This window comes from Paraburkholderia sp., from assembly GCF_050742655.1.
In the GTDB taxonomy this organism is placed as follows: Bacteria; Pseudomonadota; Gammaproteobacteria; order Burkholderiales; family Burkholderiaceae; genus Paraburkholderia.
This window is the reverse complement of the sequence record NZ_JBOIGG010000004.1, coordinates 218119-238679: the sequence shown is the minus strand read 5'-3', so window position 1 is coordinate 238679 and position 20561 is coordinate 218119. Positions and strand designations below refer to the sequence as shown.

The 20561-nt window shown below is 64.6% G+C and carries 22 protein-coding genes; 12 read left to right on the top strand and 10 right to left on the bottom strand.

The genetic code is table 11. The annotated features are described in order from the left end of the window. Window positions 1-54: 54 nt before the first annotated feature. Window positions 55-687, bottom strand: coding sequence for a TetR family transcriptional regulator (locus ACREXZ_RS08315; RefSeq protein ID WP_431763574.1), 633 nt, complete (start codon window positions 685-687; stop codon window positions 55-57). Window positions 688-992: 305 nt separating this feature from the next. Here ACREXZ_RS08315 and rsxB point away from each other — a divergent pair, with 305 nt between their 5' ends. From rsxB to ACREXZ_RS08300, 3 genes are all read left to right on the top strand, one after another. After that, complete coding sequence (rsxB, locus tag ACREXZ_RS08310; RefSeq protein ID WP_431763573.1) at window positions 993-1892, top strand: electron transport complex subunit RsxB; 900 nt, start codon at window positions 993-995, stop codon at window positions 1890-1892. Between the two features lie 7 nt (window positions 1893-1899). After that, the gene (gene nth / locus ACREXZ_RS08305; RefSeq protein ID WP_431763572.1) at window positions 1900-2544 is read left to right on the top strand and encodes an endonuclease III; all 645 of its coding nucleotides are present in this window, start codon (window positions 1900-1902) and stop codon (window positions 2542-2544) included. Window positions 2545-2663: 119 nt separating this feature from the next. After that, window positions 2664-3098 (top strand): DUF1841 family protein, encoded by a 435-nt coding sequence (locus ACREXZ_RS08300; protein ID WP_431763571.1) that lies wholly within the window; start codon window positions 2664-2666, stop codon window positions 3096-3098. A 170-nt stretch (window positions 3099-3268) separates the two neighbouring features. On the opposite strand, the gene ACREXZ_RS08295 is transcribed toward ACREXZ_RS08300, so the two are convergent. Both ACREXZ_RS08295 and ACREXZ_RS08290 read right to left on the bottom strand, forming a co-directional pair. Next, on the bottom strand, window positions 3269-3649 hold the full coding sequence (locus tag ACREXZ_RS08295) for a c-type cytochrome (protein ID WP_431763570.1): 381 nt from the start codon (window positions 3647-3649) through the stop codon (window positions 3269-3271). A gap of 70 nt (window positions 3650-3719) precedes the next feature. Further along, a complete protein-coding gene (locus tag ACREXZ_RS08290) occupies window positions 3720-4088 on the bottom strand; it encodes a c-type cytochrome (RefSeq protein WP_431763569.1) in 369 nt (122 codons plus the stop codon). 341 nt (window positions 4089-4429) lie between these two features. Here ACREXZ_RS08290 and ACREXZ_RS08285 point away from each other — a divergent pair, with 341 nt between their 5' ends. From ACREXZ_RS08285 to ACREXZ_RS08265, 5 genes are all read left to right on the top strand, one after another. Next, the gene (locus ACREXZ_RS08285) at window positions 4430-5272 is read left to right on the top strand and encodes an AAA family ATPase (protein WP_431763568.1); all 843 of its coding nucleotides are present in this window, start codon (window positions 4430-4432) and stop codon (window positions 5270-5272) included. A gap of 48 nt (window positions 5273-5320) precedes the next feature. Further along, window positions 5321-6496, top strand: coding sequence for a vWA domain-containing protein (locus ACREXZ_RS08280; protein ID WP_431763567.1), 1176 nt, complete (start codon window positions 5321-5323; stop codon window positions 6494-6496). Window positions 6497-6617: 121 nt separating this feature from the next. Further along, the gene (locus ACREXZ_RS08275) at window positions 6618-7838 is read left to right on the top strand and encodes a benzoate/H(+) symporter BenE family transporter (protein ID WP_431763566.1); all 1221 of its coding nucleotides are present in this window, start codon (window positions 6618-6620) and stop codon (window positions 7836-7838) included. Window positions 7839-8056: 218 nt separating this feature from the next. Continuing rightward, window positions 8057-9007 (top strand): transaldolase, encoded by a 951-nt coding sequence (gene tal / locus ACREXZ_RS08270; protein ID WP_431763565.1) that lies wholly within the window; start codon window positions 8057-8059, stop codon window positions 9005-9007. Window positions 9008-9261: 254 nt separating this feature from the next. Beyond that, window positions 9262-9681 (top strand): VOC family protein, encoded by a 420-nt coding sequence (locus ACREXZ_RS08265; RefSeq protein WP_431763564.1) that lies wholly within the window; start codon window positions 9262-9264, stop codon window positions 9679-9681. A 22-nt stretch (window positions 9682-9703) separates the two neighbouring features. On the opposite strand, the gene ACREXZ_RS08260 is transcribed toward ACREXZ_RS08265, so the two are convergent. The 6 genes from ACREXZ_RS08260 to ACREXZ_RS08235 form a co-directional block, all read right to left on the bottom strand. Then, entirely contained in the window at window positions 9704-10879 is a 1176-nt protein-coding gene (locus ACREXZ_RS08260; RefSeq protein WP_431763563.1) for an FUSC family protein, read from the bottom strand. Between the two features lie 137 nt (window positions 10880-11016). Next, window positions 11017-12567 (bottom strand): monocarboxylate uptake permease MctP, encoded by a 1551-nt coding sequence (gene mctP / locus ACREXZ_RS08255; protein WP_431763562.1) that lies wholly within the window; start codon window positions 12565-12567, stop codon window positions 11017-11019. Continuing rightward, on the bottom strand, window positions 12564-12815 hold the full coding sequence (locus ACREXZ_RS08250; RefSeq protein ID WP_431763561.1) for a DUF3311 domain-containing protein: 252 nt from the start codon (window positions 12813-12815) through the stop codon (window positions 12564-12566). The genes mctP and ACREXZ_RS08250 overlap by 4 nt, the downstream gene beginning before the upstream one ends. 225 nt (window positions 12816-13040) lie before the next feature. Continuing rightward, the gene (locus ACREXZ_RS08245) at window positions 13041-13967 is read right to left on the bottom strand and encodes a spermidine synthase (RefSeq protein ID WP_431763560.1); all 927 of its coding nucleotides are present in this window, start codon (window positions 13965-13967) and stop codon (window positions 13041-13043) included. A 230-nt stretch (window positions 13968-14197) separates the two neighbouring features. Then, entirely contained in the window at window positions 14198-15265 is a 1068-nt protein-coding gene (locus ACREXZ_RS08240) for an SGNH/GDSL hydrolase family protein (protein WP_431763559.1), read from the bottom strand. 360 nt (window positions 15266-15625) lie between these two features. Continuing rightward, the gene (locus ACREXZ_RS08235) at window positions 15626-16513 is read right to left on the bottom strand and encodes an SDR family oxidoreductase (RefSeq protein WP_431763558.1); all 888 of its coding nucleotides are present in this window, start codon (window positions 16511-16513) and stop codon (window positions 15626-15628) included. Window positions 16514-16597: 84 nt separating this feature from the next. Between ACREXZ_RS08235 and ACREXZ_RS08230 the strand changes: the two genes are divergently transcribed. The 4 genes from ACREXZ_RS08230 (at window position 16598) to ACREXZ_RS08215 (ending at window position 18825) form a co-directional block, all read left to right on the top strand. Further along, a complete protein-coding gene (locus ACREXZ_RS08230; RefSeq protein ID WP_431763557.1) occupies window positions 16598-17479 on the top strand; it encodes a helix-turn-helix transcriptional regulator in 882 nt (293 codons plus the stop codon). A gap of 304 nt (window positions 17480-17783) precedes the next feature. After that, window positions 17784-18188: a hypothetical protein gene (locus tag ACREXZ_RS08225; RefSeq protein ID WP_431763556.1), complete on the top strand. Its 405-nt coding sequence runs from the start codon at window positions 17784-17786 to the stop codon at window positions 18186-18188. Next, window positions 18185-18385: a hypothetical protein gene (locus tag ACREXZ_RS08220; protein ID WP_431763555.1), complete on the top strand. Its 201-nt coding sequence runs from the start codon at window positions 18185-18187 to the stop codon at window positions 18383-18385. Before ACREXZ_RS08225 ends, ACREXZ_RS08220 begins: the two co-directional genes overlap by 4 nt. A 152-nt stretch (window positions 18386-18537) precedes the next feature. Then, window positions 18538-18825, top strand: a complete 288-nt coding sequence (locus ACREXZ_RS08215) for a DUF1330 domain-containing protein (protein WP_431763554.1) — start codon at window positions 18538-18540, stop codon at window positions 18823-18825. A gap of 52 nt (window positions 18826-18877) precedes the next feature. Here the strand turns inward: ACREXZ_RS08215 and ACREXZ_RS08210 are convergent, their stop codons facing one another. Beyond that, window positions 18878-20281: a PLP-dependent aminotransferase family protein gene (locus ACREXZ_RS08210; RefSeq protein ID WP_431763553.1), complete on the bottom strand. Its 1404-nt coding sequence runs from the start codon at window positions 20279-20281 to the stop codon at window positions 18878-18880. Between the last annotated feature and the right edge of the window lie 280 nt (window positions 20282-20561).

The window sequence follows — 20561 nt, the reverse complement described above, 5'->3', positions numbered from 1 at the left end:
CGGCGCCCATTGGGCGCCGTTTTTTATTGAGCCATCGCGTGGATAAAGTACCCGTCAGCGACGTAGCAGATACGCGAGCAGGATTTCGGTATTCATCTGCACGATCTCCGCGCGCTCGGCGGTCGTGCTGAAATCGCGGCCGAGCGTTGCTTCGAGCGTAAAGCGGTTCGACACGATGTAGTAGCCCATCCCCGACAGCGTCATATAGAAGCGCAACGGGTCCACGTTCGAGCGGAACAGCCCCGCGCGCTGCCCGCGCTCGAGGATGCTGCCGAGCGTCGCGACGATCGGCGAAATCATCTCGCGGATCCGCGTGGATTTGCGCATGTAGCGCGCTTCGTGCAGGTTCTCGTTGTTCACGAGGCGCAGCAGTTCGGGATTATCCCGATAGTAGTCCCACACGAAATGCGCAAGCCGCGTCACCGCTTCGACCGGCGCGACGCCGTTCAGGTCGAGCGTGCGCTCGGCCTCGGTGAGCGCGGCGAATGCGTGCTCGAGTACTGCCGTGAAAAGCTGCTCCTTGCTACCGAAGTAGTAGTAGAGCATGCGTTCGTTCGTCTCCGCACGGCGCGCAATCTGGTCGACACGCGCGCCGAACAACCCACCGCTTGCAAACTCTTCGGCGGCCGCGAGCAGGATGCGGCGCCGTGTGCCTTCAGGATCTCTTTTGATTTTCGGCTGATTCATGGTGGCATGTGCTTCGTGAGCCGCGTTTCCGGATCGCGCCGCCGGCCTCTCCTCGGGCCTTGCACCGACAGCACTGTACGGGCGCGCCATGGTTGGGGGACACCCTCCTGCGGTCTTTCGAAAAAGCGCTTCGATTATGGCACATGGTTTGGCGATGGCAATCGGGGAAATCGGCGATAATCGCCATTTGGCCGAAGCCTCGCGACGGCGCGCAGCAACGGCTCTCGAGCCGCCCGGCGCAACGCGCTGCACGGCCCTCCGCACGCCGCACTGCGCCATTGCGGACCGCCCACGACGTCGTCACCGTGACAGATCCCAAAACACTCGCAGACCGCATCGAAGATCTGCTGCCCCAGACGCAATGCACGAAGTGCGGCTATGCCGCCTGCCGTCCGTACGCCGAAGCAATCGCCGAGGGCACCGCGAACTACAACCAGTGCCCGCCCGGCGGCGCCGAGGGTGTTGCACGCCTCGCGTCGCTGCTCGGCAGGCCGGTCATCCCGATCAATCCCGTCAACGGCATCGAACGTCCGCGGCCGCGCGCCGTCATCGACGAGAACATCTGCATCGGCTGCACGCTGTGCGCGCAGGCCTGTCCCGTCGACGCGATCGTCGGCGCCGCGAAACAGATGCACACGGTCGTCGAATCGCTATGCACCGGCTGCGACCTGTGCGTGCCGCCCTGCCCGGTCGACTGCATCGACATGCTTCCGGTGACGGGCGACCTCACCGGCTGGGACGCATGGACCCAGGAACAGGCCGATGCCGCGCGCGAACGGCACGATCTGCGCCTCGCGCGCCTCGAACGCGAGCGCGAAGCCGCCGAAGCGCGCGCAGCCGCGCGGCGAGCGGGAGCGGCGGGCTCGGCGGCTGCATCGGCAGCCGCTTCCGACGATGCGCCCGCAAGCGCACCCGGAGCACCGCAACCTGCGGCGGCCACCGATGACGCCGAAGCCAAAAAACGCGCGATCATCCAGGCTGCGCTCGACCGTGCACGTCAGAAAAAGGAAGCACTCGCCGCGCAGGGCGACGGCCCGAAGAACACCGCAAGCGTCAGCGCCGAGGTGCAGGCGCAGATCGATGCGGCTGAGGCACGCCGCCGCCGGCTCGGCATCGCATCCCGTGAAGCGGAGTCAACGCGCGACGATGAGCCGCCTGCCGACGATAACAACAACGCTCCCGACGCCCCTCCGACAAAGCGCTGACCGCCCCATGAACGCGAACAAACGACGCGCGATCTACGAAACGCTGCAGGACCTCAACCCGCATCCGACCACCGAGCTCGAGTACACGACACCGTTCGAACTGCTGATCGCCGTGATGCTGTCCGCGCAGGCCACCGATGTCTCGGTGAACAAGGCGATGCGCAAGATGTTCCCGGTCGCGAACACGCCGCAGAAGATTCTCGAACTCGGCGAAGAAGGCGTCACCGGCTACATCAAGACGATCGGGCTGTACCGGACCAAGGCGAAGAACGTCGTCGCGACGTGCCGCATCCTGATCGAGCAGCACGGCGGCGAGGTGCCGGCGGACCGCGACGCGCTCGAAAGCCTGCCGGGGGTTGGACGGAAGACCGCGAACGTCGTGCTGAACACCGCGTTCGGCCACCCGACCATCGCGGTCGACACGCACATCTTCCGCGTCGCGAACCGCACCGGTCTCGCGCCGGGCAAGGACGTGCGCGCGGTTGAAACGGCGCTCGAAAAATTCACGCCGGCCGAGTTCCGCCAGGACGCGCATCACTGGCTGATCCTGCACGGCCGCTATGTGTGCAAGGCGCGCCGACCCGAATGCTGGCACTGCGTGATCGAGCCGCTGTGCGAGTTCAAGCCGAAGACGCCGCCGCCGGATCTGTGAGGCCTGCGGCCACGCCTGTGATCCCATCCGTCGCGGCGTAAAATAAAGCCTCACGGTTAGGGCGCACCTCGAAAGAAGCCCGGAAGCCGAATCACCGCCCCACTCCCCACGCATTCACGATGTTCAATCCCAGCCGCGACGAAGTCCGACACTTCTTCACCGACACCTGGCGCAAGCAGCGCGCAGGCGAAATCCTGACGCCGCTCGAAGCGATCGCCGCCGACTGGATCGTCGAGCATCCCGAGTATCACGCCGATCTCGCCGATGCCGACGCTGCACCGACGCAGGACTACTCGCCCGAGCACGGCAAAACCAATCCGTTCCTGCATCTGTCGATGCATCTCGCGATCAGCGAGCAGTTGTCGATCGATCAGCCGCCTGGCATCCGCGCCGCGCACGATCGCCTCGCCGCGCGGCTCGGCTCGACCCACGACGCGCAGCACGCGATCATGGAGTGCCTCGGCGAAACGATCTGGGAAGCGCAGCGCACCGGCACACCGCCGGACACGGAAGCGTACCTCGCGCGCATCGAACGTCGCGCGTCGCGCGACTGACGCTGCGAAAAGGCCGCGCTGCTGGCCGGGAATGGCCTGCGTGGCGCGCAGTGCGACAAAACGCCGCGCCATCGCCAACCATCGATTGAAGTCGCATTTCGCGACCCACAAAAGCAAACACCCCGCCTGGGCGGGGTGTTCGACAACAGGCCGAAGCGCCTTACGCCCCGTTACTTCTTCTGCACGAGGTCGCCGTTCAGCGATTCGATGTAGGCCGCGAGGTCCTTCATGTCGCTCTGCGACAGGCTCTGCACCTGTGCCTGCATGATCGGATTGCTGCGACCGAGATGCGGGTTGCCGTTGCCCATCTGGTACTGGCGCAGTGCCCAGTAGATGTAGTCGCCGTGCTGGCCCGCGAGCTTCGGATATTCCGGGCTCACCGGCTTGTTCAGGTTGGGGCCGTGGCAAGCCGCGCAGTTGTGGGCGTCGGAGAGGATCTTGCCGTGCGCGGCATCGGCTGCGTGAGCCGCGGGGGCCGCAGCGACGCCGAGCAGTGCGGCGGCGCATGCAGCCTTGAACATCGTGTGGAGTGCCTGTTGGGGCTTCTTCATGAATTCTCCTGTCCCGCGAGAGTGAGTACCGGTTGACTGGACGGCAGATACGACGACATACGGCAGCCGGTCACTTGTCGGGATTGTTCTTCGAAGAGGATGTTTGCGCCGCGTAGTACGCCGCGATATCGGCGATGTCCTGGTCCGACAGCGAAGTCGCGACGGCGTGCATGGTCAGGAAATGGCGGTCGCCCTTCTGATACTCGTGCAGCGCGTTGATGATGTACTGCTGGTTCTGCCCGCCGAGCATCGGCACCCGGTAGACCTCCGGATACGCGGTGCGGTAATCCGGAATGCCGTGGCAGCCGATACACATCGCGACCTTGCCCTGGCCCGCTTTCGCGTTGCCCACGACATCCGCTGCCTGTGCACTGGCCGCGAAGCCCGCGAGCGCCGACAGCGCTGCGATCACGACATGTTTGCCGACGAATTTATTCATAGCATATAACCTGGCATGAGGGGAAACGGGCGCCCAAAAAGGCAACGGCCCGCGCCGTTATTCTTGTTGGGTTGCCACGCAGGCCAAAAAAATCGGGCTAATTGTACCGCGACGCTACGGCGGGCGTCCACCGCGCGGGCGTGGCCGCTGCTTACGCGTATTCCCGAAGCCGCGCCCGTGTTGCAGCGACTGTCGCGGCGACGCCCGCAGCTTGCGCGATACCGTGCCCTGATGTGACGACAGCATAGCCGACAGCACCGCCCGACACCCTACGCGAGCCCTTCGAAGCACGAAAGGGCTTCTGACTTATACTGGGATTTTTCCCCACCGAGCCTGTCGCCATGCGTTTCGAAGGTTCATCGCAATACGTCGCCACCGACGATCTCAAGCTCGCGGTCAACGCCGCGATGACGCTGCGTCGGCCGCTCCTCATCAAGGGCGAACCGGGCACCGGCAAGACGATGCTGGCCGAAGAGGTCGCTGGCGCGCTCGGCATGCCGCTGATGCAATGGCACATCAAGTCCACTACGAAAGCGCAGCAGGGTCTGTACGAGTACGACGCCGTATCGCGGCTGCGGGATTCGCAGTTGGGCGACGAGCGCGTGAAGGACATCGGCAACTACATCGTCAAGGGCGTGCTGTGGCAGGCGTTCGAATCGGACGAACAGACGGTGCTGCTGATCGACGAGATCGACAAGGCCGACATTGAGTTTCCGAACGACCTGCTGCGCGAACTCGACCGGATGGAGTTCTACGTGTACGAGACGCGCGAGCTGATCCGCGCGAAGCAGCGCCCGCTCGTGATCATCACGTCGAACAACGAGAAGGAACTGCCCGACGCATTCCTGCGCCGCTGCTTCTTTCACTACATCAGGTTTCCCGATCCGGTGACGATGCAGCAGATCGTCGAGGTCCACTATCCGGGTATCAAGCGGGAACTGTTGAGCGCCGCGCTCGAAAGCTTCTTCGAGCTGCGCAACGTATCGGGCCTGAAAAAGAAGCCGTCGACATCCGAACTGCTCGACTGGCTGAAGCTGCTGCTCGCGGAAGACATCCCGCCCGAAGCGCTGCGCTCGTCCGATCACAAGCAGATCATTCCGCCGTTGCACGGCGCGCTGCTGAAAAATGAACAGGACGTGAGCCTGTTCGAGCGGCTGATCTTCATGAACCGCAATAACCGCTGAGCGCGACGCCGCGCGAACCTGAACCCCGGAATCCGTCGAGAATTTCGCATGCTGATCGACTTCTTCTACACGCTGCGTGCCGCAAAGCTGCCCGTGTCGGTCAAGGAATACCTGACCCTGCTCGAAGCGCTGAAGGCGAGCGTGATCGCGCCGTCGCTCGATGAGTTCTACTACCTCGCGCGGATGACGCTCGTGAAGGACGAGCAGTACTTCGACAAGTTCGACCAGGCGTTCGGCGCGTTCTTCAACGGCATCGAGCTGAAGACCGATCTCGCGTTCGACGTGCCGCTCGACTGGCTGAAAAAGAAACTACAACGCGACCTGAGCCCGGAAGAAAAAGCGCAGATCGAAGCAATGGGCGGCATCGACAAGCTGATGGACCGTCTCAAGGAGCTCTTCGACGAACAGAAGGAACGCCACGAAGGCGGCAACAAGTGGATCGGCACCGGCGGCACGTCGCCGTTCGGCAATGGCGGCTACAACCCGGAAGGCATCCGCATCGGCGGCGATGCGGCGGGCAACCGCAGCGCAGTCAAGGTGTGGGAAGCGCGCGCGTATCGCGACTACGACGATCAGGTCGAGATCGGCACGCGCAACATCAAGGTCGCGCTGCGGCGCCTGCGCCGCTTCGCGCGCGAAGGCGCGGCCGAAGAGCTCGACTTGCCCGACACGATCCACAGCACGGCGGCGAACGCGGGCTGGCTCGACCTGAAGATGGTCCCCGAGCGGCACAACAAGGTGAAGGTGCTGATGCTGCTCGACGTCGGCGGTTCGATGGACGATCACATCAGGCGCACCGAAGAACTGTTCTCCGCCGCGAAGGCCGAGTTCAAGCACCTCGAGTTCTATTACTTCCACAACTGCGTGTACGACTTCCTGTGGAAGAACAATCGCCGGCGCCACGCGGAACGCACGCCGACGTGGGACGTCCTGCATCGCTTCACACCCGACTACAAGCTGATCTTCGTCGGCGACGCGACGATGAGCCCGTACGAGGTGCTGCAGCCAGGCGGCTCGGTCGAATACAACAACACGGAGGCCGGCTCCGTGTGGCTGCGCCGGCTCGCGGACCAGTTCCCGCATCACGCGTGGCTGAATCCGGAGCCCGAAGGACTATGGGAATACCGGCAGTCGGTCGCGGTGATCCGCGAAGTACTCGGCTACCGGATGTACCCGCTCACGCTCGCCGGGCTCGAAGCCTCGATGCGCGTGCTGAGCAAATAACCGCTGCGCCCCTACCGCGTCTACCGCATTGTTAAGCTGCGCAGTAACATGCCGCGGCAAACATTGCCGTGCACAGACACGGCATCGAACGAAACCTGAACACGCCAAGAGACATCTCCGCATGAATCCCCCCTCCGCGCCCGATCTGTCTTCCGCCGCCGTCGCCTCCGGCTGGCCGAAACCCTGGAGCGACACGTCGCTCGCGGCGCTCGTCGCCGGCTTCGTCGCGATGATGACCGGCTACACGAGTTCGCTCGTGCTGATTTTCCAGGCCGGAGCCGCCGCGCATCTGTCCGATGCGCAGATCTCGTCGTGGATCTGGGCCCTGTCGATCGGCATGGCGCTGTCGACGATCGGCCTGTCGCTGCGCTTTCGCGCGCCGATCGTCGTCGCGTGGTCGACGCCCGGCGCGGCGCTGCTAGTGTCGTCGCTGCCCCACGTGCCGTATGCGCAGGCTATCGGCGCGTTCGTCGTGTGCGCGCTGCTGCTTACCCTCACCGGCCTGACCGGCTGGTTCGACACGCTGATGAAGAAAATCCCGGCGGGCATCGCGTCGGCGCTGCTCGCGGGCATCCTGTTCGAGATCGGCATCGGAATCTTTCGCGCTGCGCAGTCGAGCACCGCGCTCGTGCTCGCGATGTTCTTCATCTATCTGATCATGCGACGCGCGGCGCCCCGCTACGCGATCGTCACGACGCTCGTCGCCGGCACCGTCGTCGCGGGCGGTCTCGGACTACTCGACTTCAGCCGCGTTCACGTCGCGCTCGCACAGCCGGTGCTGACATGGCCGTCGTTCTCGCTGCCGGCGATCATCAGCATCGGCATCCCGCTCTTCGTCGTCGCGACCGCGTCGCAAAACGTGCCAGGCATCGCCGTGCTGCGTGCGGACGGCTACACGACGCCGTCCGCGCCGCTGATCGCGACGACCGGCCTCACATCGCTGGTGCTCGCGCCGTTCGGTTCGCACGGCATGAATCTCGCCGCCATTACCGCGGCGATCTGCACGGGCCCCGACGCACACGAAGACCGGTCGAAACGTTACACAGCCGCGGTCTGGTGCGGCATCTTCTACCTGATCGCGGGCGTGTTCGGCGCGACGATCGCGGCGCTGTTCGCCGCACTGCCGCAGGCGCTGGTCGTGTCGGTGGCCGCGCTCGCGCTGTTCGGCTCGATTTCGGGCGGGCTGACGAATGCGATGCAGGATCCGCGGCAGCGCGACGCGGCGCTCGTCACGTTCATGGTGACCGCGTCGGGCCTGACGTTGCTGTCGATCGGCTCCGCGTTCTGGGGGCTCGTCGCGGGCGTCGCCACGCAGGTGGTGCTGAACGCGCGACGGGCGTAGGCTTTGATGGGTGCTGGGCACTGAACGCGCGCCCAAGCGCACATGTCAAAAACGCATCGCCCGATCCGCCATAGAATAGAGGTCGAGCGCCGTGCTTCGCGGTAACATCGACGCGACATGGCGGGAACGTTTCGGGATGACCGGCAGACACGCCGGTCATCGGTTCGACAACCTCATCTTTTATTGACCACGGCGCGCAGGCGTCTGGAAGGCTCGATATGACTACCGCACTCGACCAGCTCAAGCAGTACACCGTCGTCGTCGCCGACACCGGCGACTTCCAGCAGCTCGCCCAGTACAAGCCGCGCGACGCGACGACCAATCCGTCGCTGATTCTCAAGGCCGTACAGAAGGACGACTACAAGCCGCTGCTGGAAAAAACCGTGCGCGATCACGCGTCGAAGCCGGTGGGCGCCATCATCGACCGTCTGCTGATCGCGTTCGGCACCGAAATCCTGAAGATCATCCCCGGCCGCGTGTCGACCGAAGTGGACGCGCGGCTGTCGTTCGATACGAAGGCGTCGATCGACAAGGCACACGAGATCATCAAGCTCTATCAGGATGCGGGCATCGGCCGCGAGCGCGTGCTGATCAAGCTCGCGTCCACGTGGGAAGGTATCCGCGCGGCCGAGGTGCTGCAGAAAGAAGGCATCCACTGCAACATGACGCTGCTGTTCTCGCTCGCGCAGGCCGCCGCGTGTGCGGAAGCGGGTGCGCAGCTCATTTCGCCGTTCGTCGGCCGCATCTATGACTGGTACAAGAAGTCCGCCGGCAGCGCATGGGACGAAGCGAAGAACGGTGGCGCGAACGATCCGGGCGTGGAGTCGGTGCGCCGCATCTACGGCTACTACAAGACGTTCGGCCACAAGACCGAAGTGATGGGCGCGAGCTTCCGCACGGTGTCGCAGATCACCGAGCTGGCCGGCTGCGACCTGCTCACAATCAGTCCCGACCTGCTGCAAAAGCTGCAGGACAGCACGGACACCGTCGAGCGCAAGCTGTTGCCGGATGCGAAGACCCCGAACCTCGAACGCGTGCCGGTCGACGAATCGTCGTTCCGCTTCCTCGTGAACGACGACCCGATGGCGACCGAAAAGCTCGCGGAAGGCATCCGCGCGTTCGCCGCCGACGCGGTCAAGCTCGAAAAGATGATCGAAGCACTTCGCTAAAACACTTCGCGATACGCGATACACGATACGCAGCGCGCCCCAAACGCGCCGCTCACGATCCTCACCCCGCGCCCGGCCCCCAAAGCCGGGCGCAGTCGTTTTCGTAGTCTCCCCGCCTCCGCCGCGTTCGAACCCCCACCGTTTCACCAAAGTTTCATGGCCCTGCATGCCGCCGTGATGACTACAATCGTGAGCGCGGATGCCCGGTGCATCAACGCACGCATACCGCCACGCCAACGATCCAGGAGACGATCATGTACGTTCAGCCCTATCTGTTTTTCGACGGCCGCTGCGAAGAGGCGCTCACGTTCTACGGCGAGAGGCTCGGCGCGCAGGTGCTGCAGAAGATGCACTTTCGCGATGCGCCGCCGAACCCCGACCAACCGATCCGTCCCGGCACCGAAGACAAGGTCATGCACGCGTCGTTCCAGATCGGTTCGACGACACTGATGGCTTCCGACGGTGACTGCAACGCGACGCCGAAACCGATCTCGAGCTTCGCGCTGTCGCTCACCGCCGACGACGCCGCCTCCGCGAAACGCTATTACGACGCGCTCGCGCAGGACGGTCAGGTGATGATACCGTGGCAGGAAACCTTCTGGAGCAAGGGCTTCGGGATGCTGCAGGACCGTCTCGGCGTCGCGTGGATGATCTCCGCGCCGGAAGAGAAATAACCGGCGGCGAACCACCCGACGTTCATTGCGCGACGGGCGGCCGCACGTGCCGCTCGATGTTCCAGTTCGGCTCGGTCTGCGCAAGCAGTTCGCGCAACCGCTCCACCTGCTCCGCGAGCCGCAGGCCGAGCCAGTAAGGCCCTTGCAGATCGGGCGGCAGGTCCGGCAGCGGGTTGGCCTGTGAATCATCTGTACACGACGCGTCGGGCGATGGCCGTTCCGGCATCCTGAACCGCGTCGTCCCCGCGAAGCGCAGCGCACGCGCGGTGCCTAGTAGCACGCCGCGCACCTGATGCCACTCCGTACCGCACTGCTGCGCGAACGCCGCGCGCGCCGCCGCATCGACGTGCGCGAGCGTGCCGGTCGACATCATCTCGAGCGCGCTCAGCATCGAACGGTGCAGCCGCTGGATTTCATCGAGCGTCGACAGCGGCACGTCGATCTCCTTCGCCACCGACGGCATCAGCGCACGCAGTTGCACGAGCCGCGTGCCGAGCCGCAGGAAGATCTTGATCTGCTCATCCGCGGACAGCACACCGGCGGCGGACTCGCCGGCCACCATCCGCGTATAGATGCGCGCGCATTCGCGCAGATTGTCGGCGAGCAGATAGCGCCATGAATAAGTCGCGTGCAGCGGCAGCGCGAATGAAAACGCGAGCGCGATCACAATGCCGATCAGCACGTTCGCCGTGCGCCACAGGCCCACATCGATCAGATTGTCGCCGTGGCCCGCGACGATGACCGTGGTGATCGCGGTCAGCAGCGCGACGTAGCCCGCCTTGCCGATCGCATACCAGCCGCAGACGCCGGCAATCGCCGCCATCAGCAGATAAGTGAGCGGCAGTGAGCCGATCAGGTTCTGCTGCAGGATCAGCCCGAGCCCGAGCGACGCGCCGAGCAGCGTGCCCGCCGCGCGCTCTGCGGCCTTCTTGCGGATGCCCCCCTGATGCTGGAGCCCGCCGATCACGACCAGCACCGTCACCGACGCCCAGATGCCGTGCGGGATGTCGACGCCGGTTGTCGCGAGAATCGACACCAGCATCGCGATGCCGACCCGCAGGCCGTGGATCAGCTTCGCGTGCCGGTAGCGGTAGAACGGTGACGTCGCGATGCGCCAGATCCGCGCGAGGCGTGAACGCGGTGAGCGCGGCGTGGGGCCTGCAGAGGAATCGGAATGGTCTTGATCGGAAAGGGCCATGAGTCGGGCGGATAGCGCGTGGACTTAGCGCGAACCTGGCGTGGACGATACGTCGATTATCGCGCCCCGCAAAAGAAATGCCCGCAACTTTCGTTGCGGGCATCGGATCCGCTACACGATCCGCGGCTCCCGATCGATCAGCTTTCGACCACGTCGAGATAATCCTCAGGACGCGTGCGATCTTCCGCGCGCTTCATGCCGATCACGCGCACCAGCAGGCTCACCGCCACCGACACCACCAGGTTCACGATCAGCGACCACACTGCCGCGTAGCCCGGAATCGACAGGCCGCCGATATGGATCGTGTAGATCGAGCCAGCCAGCTTCAGCGACACCGCCATCCACGTACCGGTCGCAATACCGACCGCCCAGCCGACCAGCAGACCGCGATGGTCGAGCATGCGGGTATAGAGACCGAGCACGATTGCGGGCAGCGTCTGGATAATCCAGATCCCGCCGAGCAGCTGCAGCTGGATCGCGTAGGTCAACGGCAGACCGAGAATGAACGCGACCGCGCCGACCTTGACGATCAGCGACACCAGCTTCGCGACATCGGTTTCCTGCGTGTGGGTCATGTTGCGGTTGATGAACTCCTTGTGGATGTTGCGCGTGTACAGGTTGGCGGCCGCGATCGACATGATTGCCGCGGGCACCAGCGCACCGATGCCGATCGCCGCGAACGCGACGCCGACGAACCACGACGGGAAGAAGTGCAGGAACAACGCCGGCACCGCGAAGTTCGGGCCGAACGCCTTGAAGTACGGCGCGAACTCCGGCATGTCCTTCACGCCGGAAGCGAGCGCCATGAAGCCGAGCAGCGCGAGCAGGCCGAGCACCAGCGAATAGGCCGGCAGCATCGCCATGTTGCGGCGGATCGTGTTACCCGATTTCGACGACAGCACCGCGGTGATCGAGTGCGGGTACAGGAACAGCGCGAGCGCCGAACCGACCGCGAGCGTCGCGTACGCGCTGTAGCCGTTCAGGCTCGATGCGTCGGGTGCTTTCAGCAGCAGCCTGGCCGGCGGCACCGAGGCGAAGATGTGACCGAAGCCGCCCATCTGCGCGGGAATCACGATGATCGCGACCGCGATGGTCAGGTAGATCAGCAGATCCTTGACGACCGCGATCATCGCCGGCGCGCGCAGACCCGACGTGTACGTGTACGCCGCGAGGATCGCGAACGCGATGATCAGCGGCAGGTCGCCAACGAAGCCCGTCGTATCGAAGCCGAGCGCACCGATCACCACTTCGATGCCGACCAGCTGCAGCGCGATGTACGGCATCGTCGCGACGATGCCGGTCACAGCGACCGCCAGTGCGAGCATGCGGCTGCCGTAGCGCGCGTTGACGAAGTCAGCCGACGTCACGTAACCCTGCCGCTTCGCGACGCTCCACAGCTTCGGGAACACCACGAACGCGAACGGATAGATCAGGATCGTATAGGGCAGCGCGAAGAAGCCGGTCGCGCCCGCGCCGAACACCAGCGCTGGCACCGCGACGAACGTGTACGCGGTGTACAGGTCGCCGCCCAGCAGGAACCACGTGACGACCGTGCCGAAACGGCGGCCGCCGAGGCCCCACTCCTCGAGATGCGCGAGGTCGCCGCGCCGCCAGTGCGCCGCGACGAAGCCGAGAATCGTGACGCCGATAAAGAACAGGACGAAGACGAAGGTAGCAGTGACGTTCATCGTGCGTCTCCCTGCGAGCCGCGGGCTGAGCCGTTACCTGAGCGCGTTTTGGTCTTGAAGTACACGAGCGCGGTGATCACGGCGCTGATCAGCACCCACAGCAGCTGGTACCAGTAGAAGAACGGGAAATCGAACAGTTGCGGTTCGACCTTGTTGTAGGACGGCACCCAGATCATCGCGATCCAGGGGAGCAGTAACAGCCAGAGCCAGTGGCGGCTGGGTTTGTTTGCGTCGGCGTCGTGAGCCATGACGTCTCCTCTTTACTTTTATTGAATTGTCACCCGTGTTCGACGGGTACAGGACCCGGGAGCGGATAACGCACGGGTGCCCCGAAAGCTTCGAAAGAGTATAGGAGTCGCGAACACCCGGTCAAGCAGGGGCGACCCCAAGCAGGTCGGGCGTTTCGAAGGGGCATGTTAGGCCCGTGTTGGGCCCGGTACCGCTGCTAGCCTGGCCTTCCGGCCACTACAACGTCAGACGGAGAACGTCGCGCCGCGCTGGCCGGTCGATTCGCGCAGACCGTCGAGCCACTTGCGGGCCGGCAGGCCGAGCGTCTTCTCGATCAGCTTCGCGCGCTGCTTCAACTGGTCGAACGGCACGTCGAGGGCCGGGCCCGAAAACGCGAGCGCGATGCGGTTGCCGTCGTGCACTTCAGGCAGCGCGACGACACGACCGTCGAACGCTTCGTTCAGACGCTTCATGTTGCGCACGAAGCTCGGATGATCGCCGAACAGGTTGATCGTCGCGATGCCTGCGTCCGCGAGGCATGCGCGCGCCGCGCGATAGAACGCGACGCTGTCGAGCACCGGACCGCGCGCGGTCGCATCGTAGACGTCGATCTGCAACGCGCCGATCGTCCCGTGGTTCGCGCGGTCGCTGACGAAGTCCCACGCATCGGTTTCGTGCACCGTGAGGCGCGCGTCGTCGGACGGCAGCGCGAACATCGTGCGCGCCGCGACGACGACAGCCGGATTCAGCTCGACTGCCTCGACCTTCGCGCGCTTCAGGTAGCGGTGCGCAAACTTCGTCAGCGACGCGGCGCCGAGGCCAAGTTGCACGATCCGCGACGGCGTGTCGAGAAACAGCAGCCACGCCATCATCTGCTGCGCGTATTCGAGTTCGAGATGGTCGGGCTTCTTCAGGCGCATCGCGCCCTGCACCCACTCGGTCCCGAAGTGCAGATAGCGGACGCCCTGCTCTTCGGAGAACGTCACCGGCGCGAAGCGCGGTTTGCGCGGCGCGTCGATCTTCGGCGCGCGGTCGAGGTCGAGGTCGTCGTCTCCGTGCTGCGGATTGCGTGACTTCGTACGCGCGATTTTCTGTTTCGGCTGGGCCGTCTCGTGCCGCTCGGCACGGAATGCACGTGCTTCGGCTGAAGCACGCTTGATGAGTTTGGTCATGAGGGGATGTCGCGCCGATAGGCGCAGGTTTGAATCGACCGAGAGGATAGCATCCGCGGCGCGATCGACTGGTGGAAAGGCTGTGATGAGCTGGAACGACTGCGGAAGTGAAATACGGCGCATTGAACGCAACGGGATCGCTACTGCCGTCGGTCGTGATGTTCTTCGCCATGCAGCGGCACTTCGTTGCCGGGCTGACGTTCGGGGCAACGAAGTGCCAGGGCGATGACCTATTCGTGCAACCACGTGTCGATCTTGACCACGACGTAGTCCGCTATGAGTTTTTGCAGGTGAGTCGTCGGATGATAAGCGTCGGCGAACATGTAGATGTTGTCAGCATGGGGGGAGACATACGTCGAGCGCGAGCAGAAGAGCGCGCTGGTGTCATCGGCCTGAAATGCCGGGGGCAGGTTTGCCGGCGCGCATGCCACGTTGGTGCCGATGCTGCCGTCGAAGCGAAAACCAAGTTGGCGATAGTTCTCTGATACTTCATCAATGAACGTGAACGCGTCGATCCGCAACACGGCCGGCGATGAAGGAAGAGCCTCATCCAGCGCGGTGTTGAATACCCGCGCCAGACGCCGAAGCACTTTTGCGGAGCCCGGCAGTTGCTGCTCGAGAAGGCTCGCGATTGGCGCCTTGCTGATGTCCGGTACGTTTTGTACAACGATATGTGTGGCGCCGTGTTGTCGCACATGGTGCACCAATCCTGCAAATTGCTGCGCTGCCTGTCTCAGCGAAGGTAGCACTGCCTGCAAAGAGGCGCCCGGATCGCCGCCGCTCGCAACCATTCCCGCCCATGCGCCATAGGCATCCTGAACGTCGTTGGCCCCGCCTTGCATCAGTACGAGTTGCTGGCCGGTGAAGCGTGTATGCGACTGAAGATAGGCGGCCACCTGTGAAGTCAGTGGAGTCTGTAACTCGCCGGTGTCGCCCGTTGCATCGCCGGGGTTCGGCGGCCCAGCGACCCGGGCGCCCCCTTGGGCGTAGCCCAATCCTTCCGGATGAACGACGTTCGGTTGCCCGAAGCCGCCCGTCAACGCGGGCGTGAGGCCCGACCCATAATGTTCCGCGATAACCTGTACGGAGATAGCGCCCGGATTGGTGGTGTAGGTACCGCCGCCGAATTGTCGGGCGTACGCGTAGGTGCCAACGTCCGACAGACTGTCCCCGAACGAGACAACCTGCATGCGGCTTCGTTGCGGATTGGCAGAGTCGGCCGATGCGTTCGACGAATGGGACAAACCGATGACACTGCATGTCAACGCAAGGAACGCAAAACGACGGACTGTCTGCATGGGGCACTCCGGGGTAGTGTGGCGTATCGAAGAATAACCTCGTTGCGCGGTAACTGTCCGCGATGGGCGAGTTCATGTCGCCTGGCGCGTGGTCTCGTATGACCGCTGTCCCCTGGAAGCCGCCGTTAAGCTCGCGCTGGGTCGACGGGCCGAAGTGGGTCGATCAGCGACAATTGCGGACGGCCGCACCCTCGCCATGGATGTCGACCGCCCGGACTTTTTCACGACCTGTGGCGATGTTTTTTCACTTGCGCAGCACGGTTTTCACTTTCTGTGTCGTCCGACAGAACAGCCGCATCGGCGCGCCACTGTGGCAAACGGCAGAGCGCACGCCGTCCGCATGACACGGACGGCCCTCATTCATCCGAAGTAGCCGTTGGTCCGCATGTCGGTCAGCAGATCCGGTTCTTGCGGCTGCCAGCCGCAGGTTGTGCGGGTGATGTCGCTGGAGGTCGGGTTGTCCATCGCGACGAAGCGTGTCATCCATCCGAAATGCCCGGCTGCCTCATCGACGGAAAGACTGCGCACCGGCACGCCGAGCCCTGCCCCGATCGTCTCCGCGATCGCCCGCATCGGCACGCCGCTCTCAGCGACGCCGTGGAGCCGCGAACCCGGCGCGGCTTTCTCGAGCGCGAGCCGGTAAAGCCTCGCGGCATCCAGCCGATGCACCGCCGGCCAGCGATTCCCACCATCGCCGATGAACGCCGCGACACCCGTGCGGCGCGCGAAGTCGATCAGCCTCGGGACGAAGCCGTGATCGCCCGCGCCGTGCACGGACACCGACAGCCGCACGATGCTCGTGCGCACACCGCGCCCGGCGGCCGCCAGCACGACCGCCTCGGTCCGGCCACGCGGCAGGCCTCCGTCAGGCGGCGTGTCATCTTCCATCGTCACGCCGCCGGACGCAGCCAACGCGGTGGCGGACGTCAGCACGAACGATTTGCCCGAGCCTTCAAGCGCACCGGTCATCGCCTCCACCGCGCGCCGATCCGTCTCGGCAGCAGCCTCGTAAGCAGAGAAATCGTGGATGAAGGCCAGATGCGCCACGCCGTCGCACGCGAGCGCGCCGGCGACGAGGCTAGCGGTGTCGGTCAGATCGCCTCTCTGCACGTCGACGCCCGTTCGCGCTAGAGTAGCGGCAGCAGCGTCGCTACGCGCCAGCCCCAGCACGGTGTGTCCAGCCGCGACGAGTTCGCGCACCACCGCCTCGCCGATAAAGCCCGTAGCTCCCGTTACGAATACACGCATGTCGATCCTCTCAATGAGTTGTGAACGGATGCGTGAATTGTCCAGCGTCGCTTCGAGCCACAAAAGCCGGGAGCGTATACCGTTATGACCGTTAACACCCTGCCCACTTTGCCCACCACTCAGACGCTGTCGGATCCGGTCGCATCGCTGGGCGATTTCCTGCGCGACCGGCGCTCACGTCTGCAGCCCGACGCGGACGCTCCCAGCCGACGCCGCACGCCCGGTCTGCGGCGCGAAGAAGTGGCGACGCGGGCCAACATCAGCGTCGCGTGGTACACGTGGCTCGAACAGGGTCGCGGTGGACCGCCATCGGTCGAAGTGCTCGAACGGCTCGCCCGTGCGCTGGAGCTCGATGCCGCCGCGCGCGAGATGCTGTTCCTGCTCGCACAGCAACGGCCGCCACCGCTGAACCCGGCCGCGCCGCTGGCGACTGGACCCGTAGTCACGTCGGCATTGCAGCGCGTGCTCGACGGCCTCACGGCTACGCCCGCCGTCGCGAGAACGCCGATATGGGACGTCGTCGCGTGGAACGCAGCGGCGATGGCGGTGCTCGGCGATTACACGGGGATTCAGCCGAGCGAGCGCAACGTGCTGCGGCGCATCTTCGGCACGCGGAATCCGCGCGAGCGATGGCCCGACTGGGAAGCCGACGCACGCTTCGCGCTCGCGAGTTTTCGGGTCGATGTCGCACGCATCGGCGGCAGCGAGGAAGCGGTGGCGCTCGCAGCCGAACTCCAGGCGACCAGCGCCGACTTCCGCCGGCTCTGGGCCGAGAACGAGGTACGCAGCGCGTGGGTTGGGCACAAGCACATCCAGCATCCGGTCGCCGGATCACTGACGCTCGAGTACTCGACCTTCGCTGTCGGCGGCTCGACCGGGTTGAGCATGGCCGTGTTTACGCCGGTCACGCCGGCCGACGCAAAGGCCATCGAGATGTTGCTCGCGAGAGGGACCCGGGTAACGTGAACGCGGAATGAGGGCGACGATGCCAGGCACCTGGCCCGAGCGTCGACGCGACAGCGGACAGCCCGCGGACGGATACCCGAATGCGCGTGACGATGGAGTGCAACGGCACCGGACCGGTTGATGCCTTAACTGGATAGATCTAGCATCAGCATCGCCGACGCGGTCCTAAAGAAGAAAAGCGGGATGCCGATAAGCTTGACGTACGCGCATCGACCTTTACCGGTGCCCGGCAGACTGCGTCACAACCCGTTACCCTCTCACTCCCATGACCCAGGCGACGACATCGCGATATGAATCCTGGCGCATGACTGCGCTCGTCGGCATGGCCTGCACGGCCGCTTCCGCCTACATCAATCTTGTCGGGTCGCACGCGTTGAATACGCCGGGCGCCATCGCCCAGCCAGGATGGATGGCCTGTCTGCATGTTGGAACCACGTTGCTCGGCTCCGTTTTGCTGGCCCGCTTCGTTCAGGGCAGCCCGGCCGCGTTAAAGGGCCCCGCGTTGCCGTCGACGGTCGGGACCGCGATGTTGGCCCGCGTCGGCACCGTGCGAATGGTCGTGCCCGGCAAGAGCGCGTTCTTTTCCACCCGCCGGACCCTGCAGCTACTGGGCTTCATCTTCTGCCTGATGCTGCAGTTCGTTTCCGTCGCGCCACCGGCCCAGGATCCCGGCGCTCGACCGGTGGCGGTACGCCAGCTGGCGACATGAGCGGCAAGACGGTGCTCGTGGTGCTGCTCCTCGCCGGCGTCGGCTGCATCGCGACGGGTTGCTACTGCCTGCTGCAAGCATTCGACGTATTCGATCGCTCGACTGATTTTTATGTGTGGTTCGTCAGAGCGGTGGTCGCGATGCTGATCGGCGCAGGCGCGCTACATGCCGGGACGAATCGACTGGGTTTGCGGTAGCGCATCGCTGTAAAAGCGCCTCACCGATCCCGGCAGCGCACGTCAATTCCGGAGGGTCGCCGTCCGGTTGCGCACACGGCTGCGTACACATTCCCCGCGCAGTTTCATGGCATCATCGTGCGCACCCCCACCCCGCAGCAGGAGCGCACGACATGGCGACTTACATCGTTTTCACACGCGAAAGCACGCAGGACCAGAGCGAACTCGACACGTACATGAAGCAGGTCGGCGAGACCTTCAAAGGTCACCCGATCAAGATCCTCGCCGCGTACGGACCGCAGCAGGTACTCGAAGGCGATGCGCCCGAAGGCGTCGTGATCGTCGAGTTTCCGTCGACCGAAGCGGCTCGCGCGTGGTACGACGGCCCGGCGTATCAGGCCGTCGCAAAGCACCGGTTCAACGGGTCGACGTATCGCACGGTGCTCGTCGAAGGCGTGTGATGCGCGGTCGAATGCCAACCGCGGCAACCGCAGCGAAACACAGCGAGACGGATCAGATCGTCCCGAACAGCGCGCGCGGCCGGTCCCTGAGCGTAGCCGTCAACAGTCGCAGCGCGCTCACCAGCTGATCGCGATTCGCCGCGCAGGCGAGGTTGATCCGCACGCCGTGCTCGATCTCCGAACGGTCCACTGCGAACGCCGATGAAGGCATCACCACGACGCCGCGCGCCTTCGCGTTCGCGGCGAAATCGTCGGCGCGCCAAGGTTGCGGCAGTTTGAGCCAGACGAACATGCACGCCGGATCAGTCCGCAGCAACTCCTGCGGCAACAGCTCGCGCGCGAGACCCTGCCGTGCGCGAATCTCGGCGAGCTGCGCATCCATGATGCGCCGCGCAGTACCGTCCTCGATCCACACCGACGCGATCAGCATCGATATCGGCGCGGGCATCCATGCAGTGGTACGCACGGCTTCCGCACATAGCGCCGAACTGTCCGGCGGGCTCAGCAGATAACCGAGCCGCAGCCCGGGCGCGAGAATCTTCGAGGTCGCGCCGATGTGAAACGTCAGCTCCGGGCACAGGCTCGCAATCGTCGGCAGCCGCTGCGAGACGAGCGGCCCATAGACGTCGTCCTCGATGATCGCCACGCCGTGCCGCCGTGCCACGTCGACGAGCGCCATGCGCCGCTCGAGGCTCATGGTCGTCACGGTCGGATTCTGCAGATTCGGCACCGTGAAGATCGCCTTCACTGGCATCCGCCGGCACGCGGCTTCGACCTCGTCGGTCAGCAGGCCGTCGCGGTCGCTCGGAATGCCGACGATCTCGAACTGGAACACCGGCGCGAGCGCTTTCAGGCCGTAGTACGTCAGTCGATCGGCGAGGATCACGCCATCGGTGCCGATCAGGCTGTTGAGCACCGCATACAACCCGTGCTGCGCCCCGCTCGTCACGACCACATGCTCGGGCATCGGCGCGAAGCCCGGCGCTGCGATCCAGCGGGCCCCCGCGACCCGCGCCCATGACGGCCCCTGCGGCGGCTGATATTCCTGCAGTTCCGGATAACGCGGATCCTGCGGCAGATCCGCGAGCGTGCGCGCGAGGCAAGCGAGAAATTCGCCGGTGGCCGGCCGGTTGACGGTCAGATCGATCGTCGCATTGCTCGCCGCCTGCGCAGACTCGACGCTCGGCATCGCGCCGCCGGTCACCAGCGAGCCGCGCCGCTTGCTGCCGATCACCAGCCCCCGCAGTTGCAACTCCTTATACGCACGCGACACCGTCGACACGTTGATGCCCAGTTCCGTCGCGAGTTGCCGCTGCGGCGGCAGACGACTGCCCGGCGGATAGACACCGCTGCGAATCTCCTTCTCGATCGAGCTGGATACCTCGACATAGGTGGAGCGCTTCGCGCGCGCCGCGGCACCGTTGGCACTTCGCGCGGCGTTTTTGCCAGAAGCCATGAGTCGGATGTCTCCATACAAAATCAGCTTTGTCCGCAGCTCTGCGGAGTTTTGCCGATTCTATACCACACAGGCCTGACTGCAACTCATCCAGCAAGCAAGGGCCAGCAGGCAATCCTCCGCCACATCACTCACCATCCAGGGAAAACGCCAGGACCACACAAGACTCGTTTTAATTGCACACAAAAAAATATTGTGTGATTCTAGATATCAGAGTTTGTCTGGTGGCGCGTGCTTCGAGAGGTCGCCCGGCAATGTTCCCGAATCCGTCAGCAGGAGT

Excerpts from the sequence above, each read along its gene's own strand:
- ACREXZ_RS08265 (WP_431763564.1), top strand. The coding sequence starts at position 9,262 with ATGTACGTTCAGCCCTATCTGTTTTTCGACGGCCGCTGCGAAGAGGCG.
- ACREXZ_RS08210 (WP_431763553.1), bottom strand. The coding sequence starts at position 20,281 with ATGGCTTCTGGCAAAAACGCCGCGCGAAGTGCCAACGGTGCCGCGGCG.
- ACREXZ_RS08275 (WP_431763566.1), top strand. The coding sequence starts at position 6,618 with ATGAATCCCCCCTCCGCGCCCGATCTGTCTTCCGCCGCCGTCGCCTCC.
- ACREXZ_RS08280 (WP_431763567.1), top strand. The coding sequence starts at position 5,321 with ATGCTGATCGACTTCTTCTACACGCTGCGTGCCGCAAAGCTGCCCGTG.
- nth (WP_431763572.1), top strand. The coding sequence starts at position 1,900 with ATGAACGCGAACAAACGACGCGCGATCTACGAAACGCTGCAGGACCTC.
- ACREXZ_RS08250 (WP_431763561.1), bottom strand. The coding sequence starts at position 12,815 with ATGGCTCACGACGCCGACGCAAACAAACCCAGCCGCCACTGGCTCTGG.
- ACREXZ_RS08215 (WP_431763554.1), top strand. The coding sequence starts at position 18,538 with ATGGCGACTTACATCGTTTTCACACGCGAAAGCACGCAGGACCAGAGC.
- ACREXZ_RS08230 (WP_431763557.1), top strand. The coding sequence starts at position 16,598 with ATGACCGTTAACACCCTGCCCACTTTGCCCACCACTCAGACGCTGTCG.
- tal (WP_431763565.1), top strand. The coding sequence starts at position 8,057 with ATGACTACCGCACTCGACCAGCTCAAGCAGTACACCGTCGTCGTCGCC.
- ACREXZ_RS08260 (WP_431763563.1), bottom strand. The coding sequence starts at position 10,879 with ATGGCCCTTTCCGATCAAGACCATTCCGATTCCTCTGCAGGCCCCACG.
- ACREXZ_RS08290 (WP_431763569.1), bottom strand. The coding sequence starts at position 4,088 with ATGAATAAATTCGTCGGCAAACATGTCGTGATCGCAGCGCTGTCGGCG.
- ACREXZ_RS08315 (WP_431763574.1), bottom strand. The coding sequence starts at position 687 with ATGAATCAGCCGAAAATCAAAAGAGATCCTGAAGGCACACGGCGCCGC.
- ACREXZ_RS08240 (WP_431763559.1), bottom strand. The coding sequence starts at position 15,265 with ATGCAGACAGTCCGTCGTTTTGCGTTCCTTGCGTTGACATGCAGTGTC.
- ACREXZ_RS08225 (WP_431763556.1), top strand. The coding sequence starts at position 17,784 with ATGACTGCGCTCGTCGGCATGGCCTGCACGGCCGCTTCCGCCTACATC.
- ACREXZ_RS08285 (WP_431763568.1), top strand. The coding sequence starts at position 4,430 with ATGCGTTTCGAAGGTTCATCGCAATACGTCGCCACCGACGATCTCAAG.
- ACREXZ_RS08295 (WP_431763570.1), bottom strand. The coding sequence starts at position 3,649 with ATGAAGAAGCCCCAACAGGCACTCCACACGATGTTCAAGGCTGCATGC.
- ACREXZ_RS08220 (WP_431763555.1), top strand. The coding sequence starts at position 18,185 with ATGAGCGGCAAGACGGTGCTCGTGGTGCTGCTCCTCGCCGGCGTCGGC.
- ACREXZ_RS08245 (WP_431763560.1), bottom strand. The coding sequence starts at position 13,967 with ATGACCAAACTCATCAAGCGTGCTTCAGCCGAAGCACGTGCATTCCGT.
- mctP (WP_431763562.1), bottom strand. The coding sequence starts at position 12,567 with ATGAACGTCACTGCTACCTTCGTCTTCGTCCTGTTCTTTATCGGCGTC.
- ACREXZ_RS08235 (WP_431763558.1), bottom strand. The coding sequence starts at position 16,513 with ATGCGTGTATTCGTAACGGGAGCTACGGGCTTTATCGGCGAGGCGGTG.
- ACREXZ_RS08300 (WP_431763571.1), top strand. The coding sequence starts at position 2,664 with ATGTTCAATCCCAGCCGCGACGAAGTCCGACACTTCTTCACCGACACC.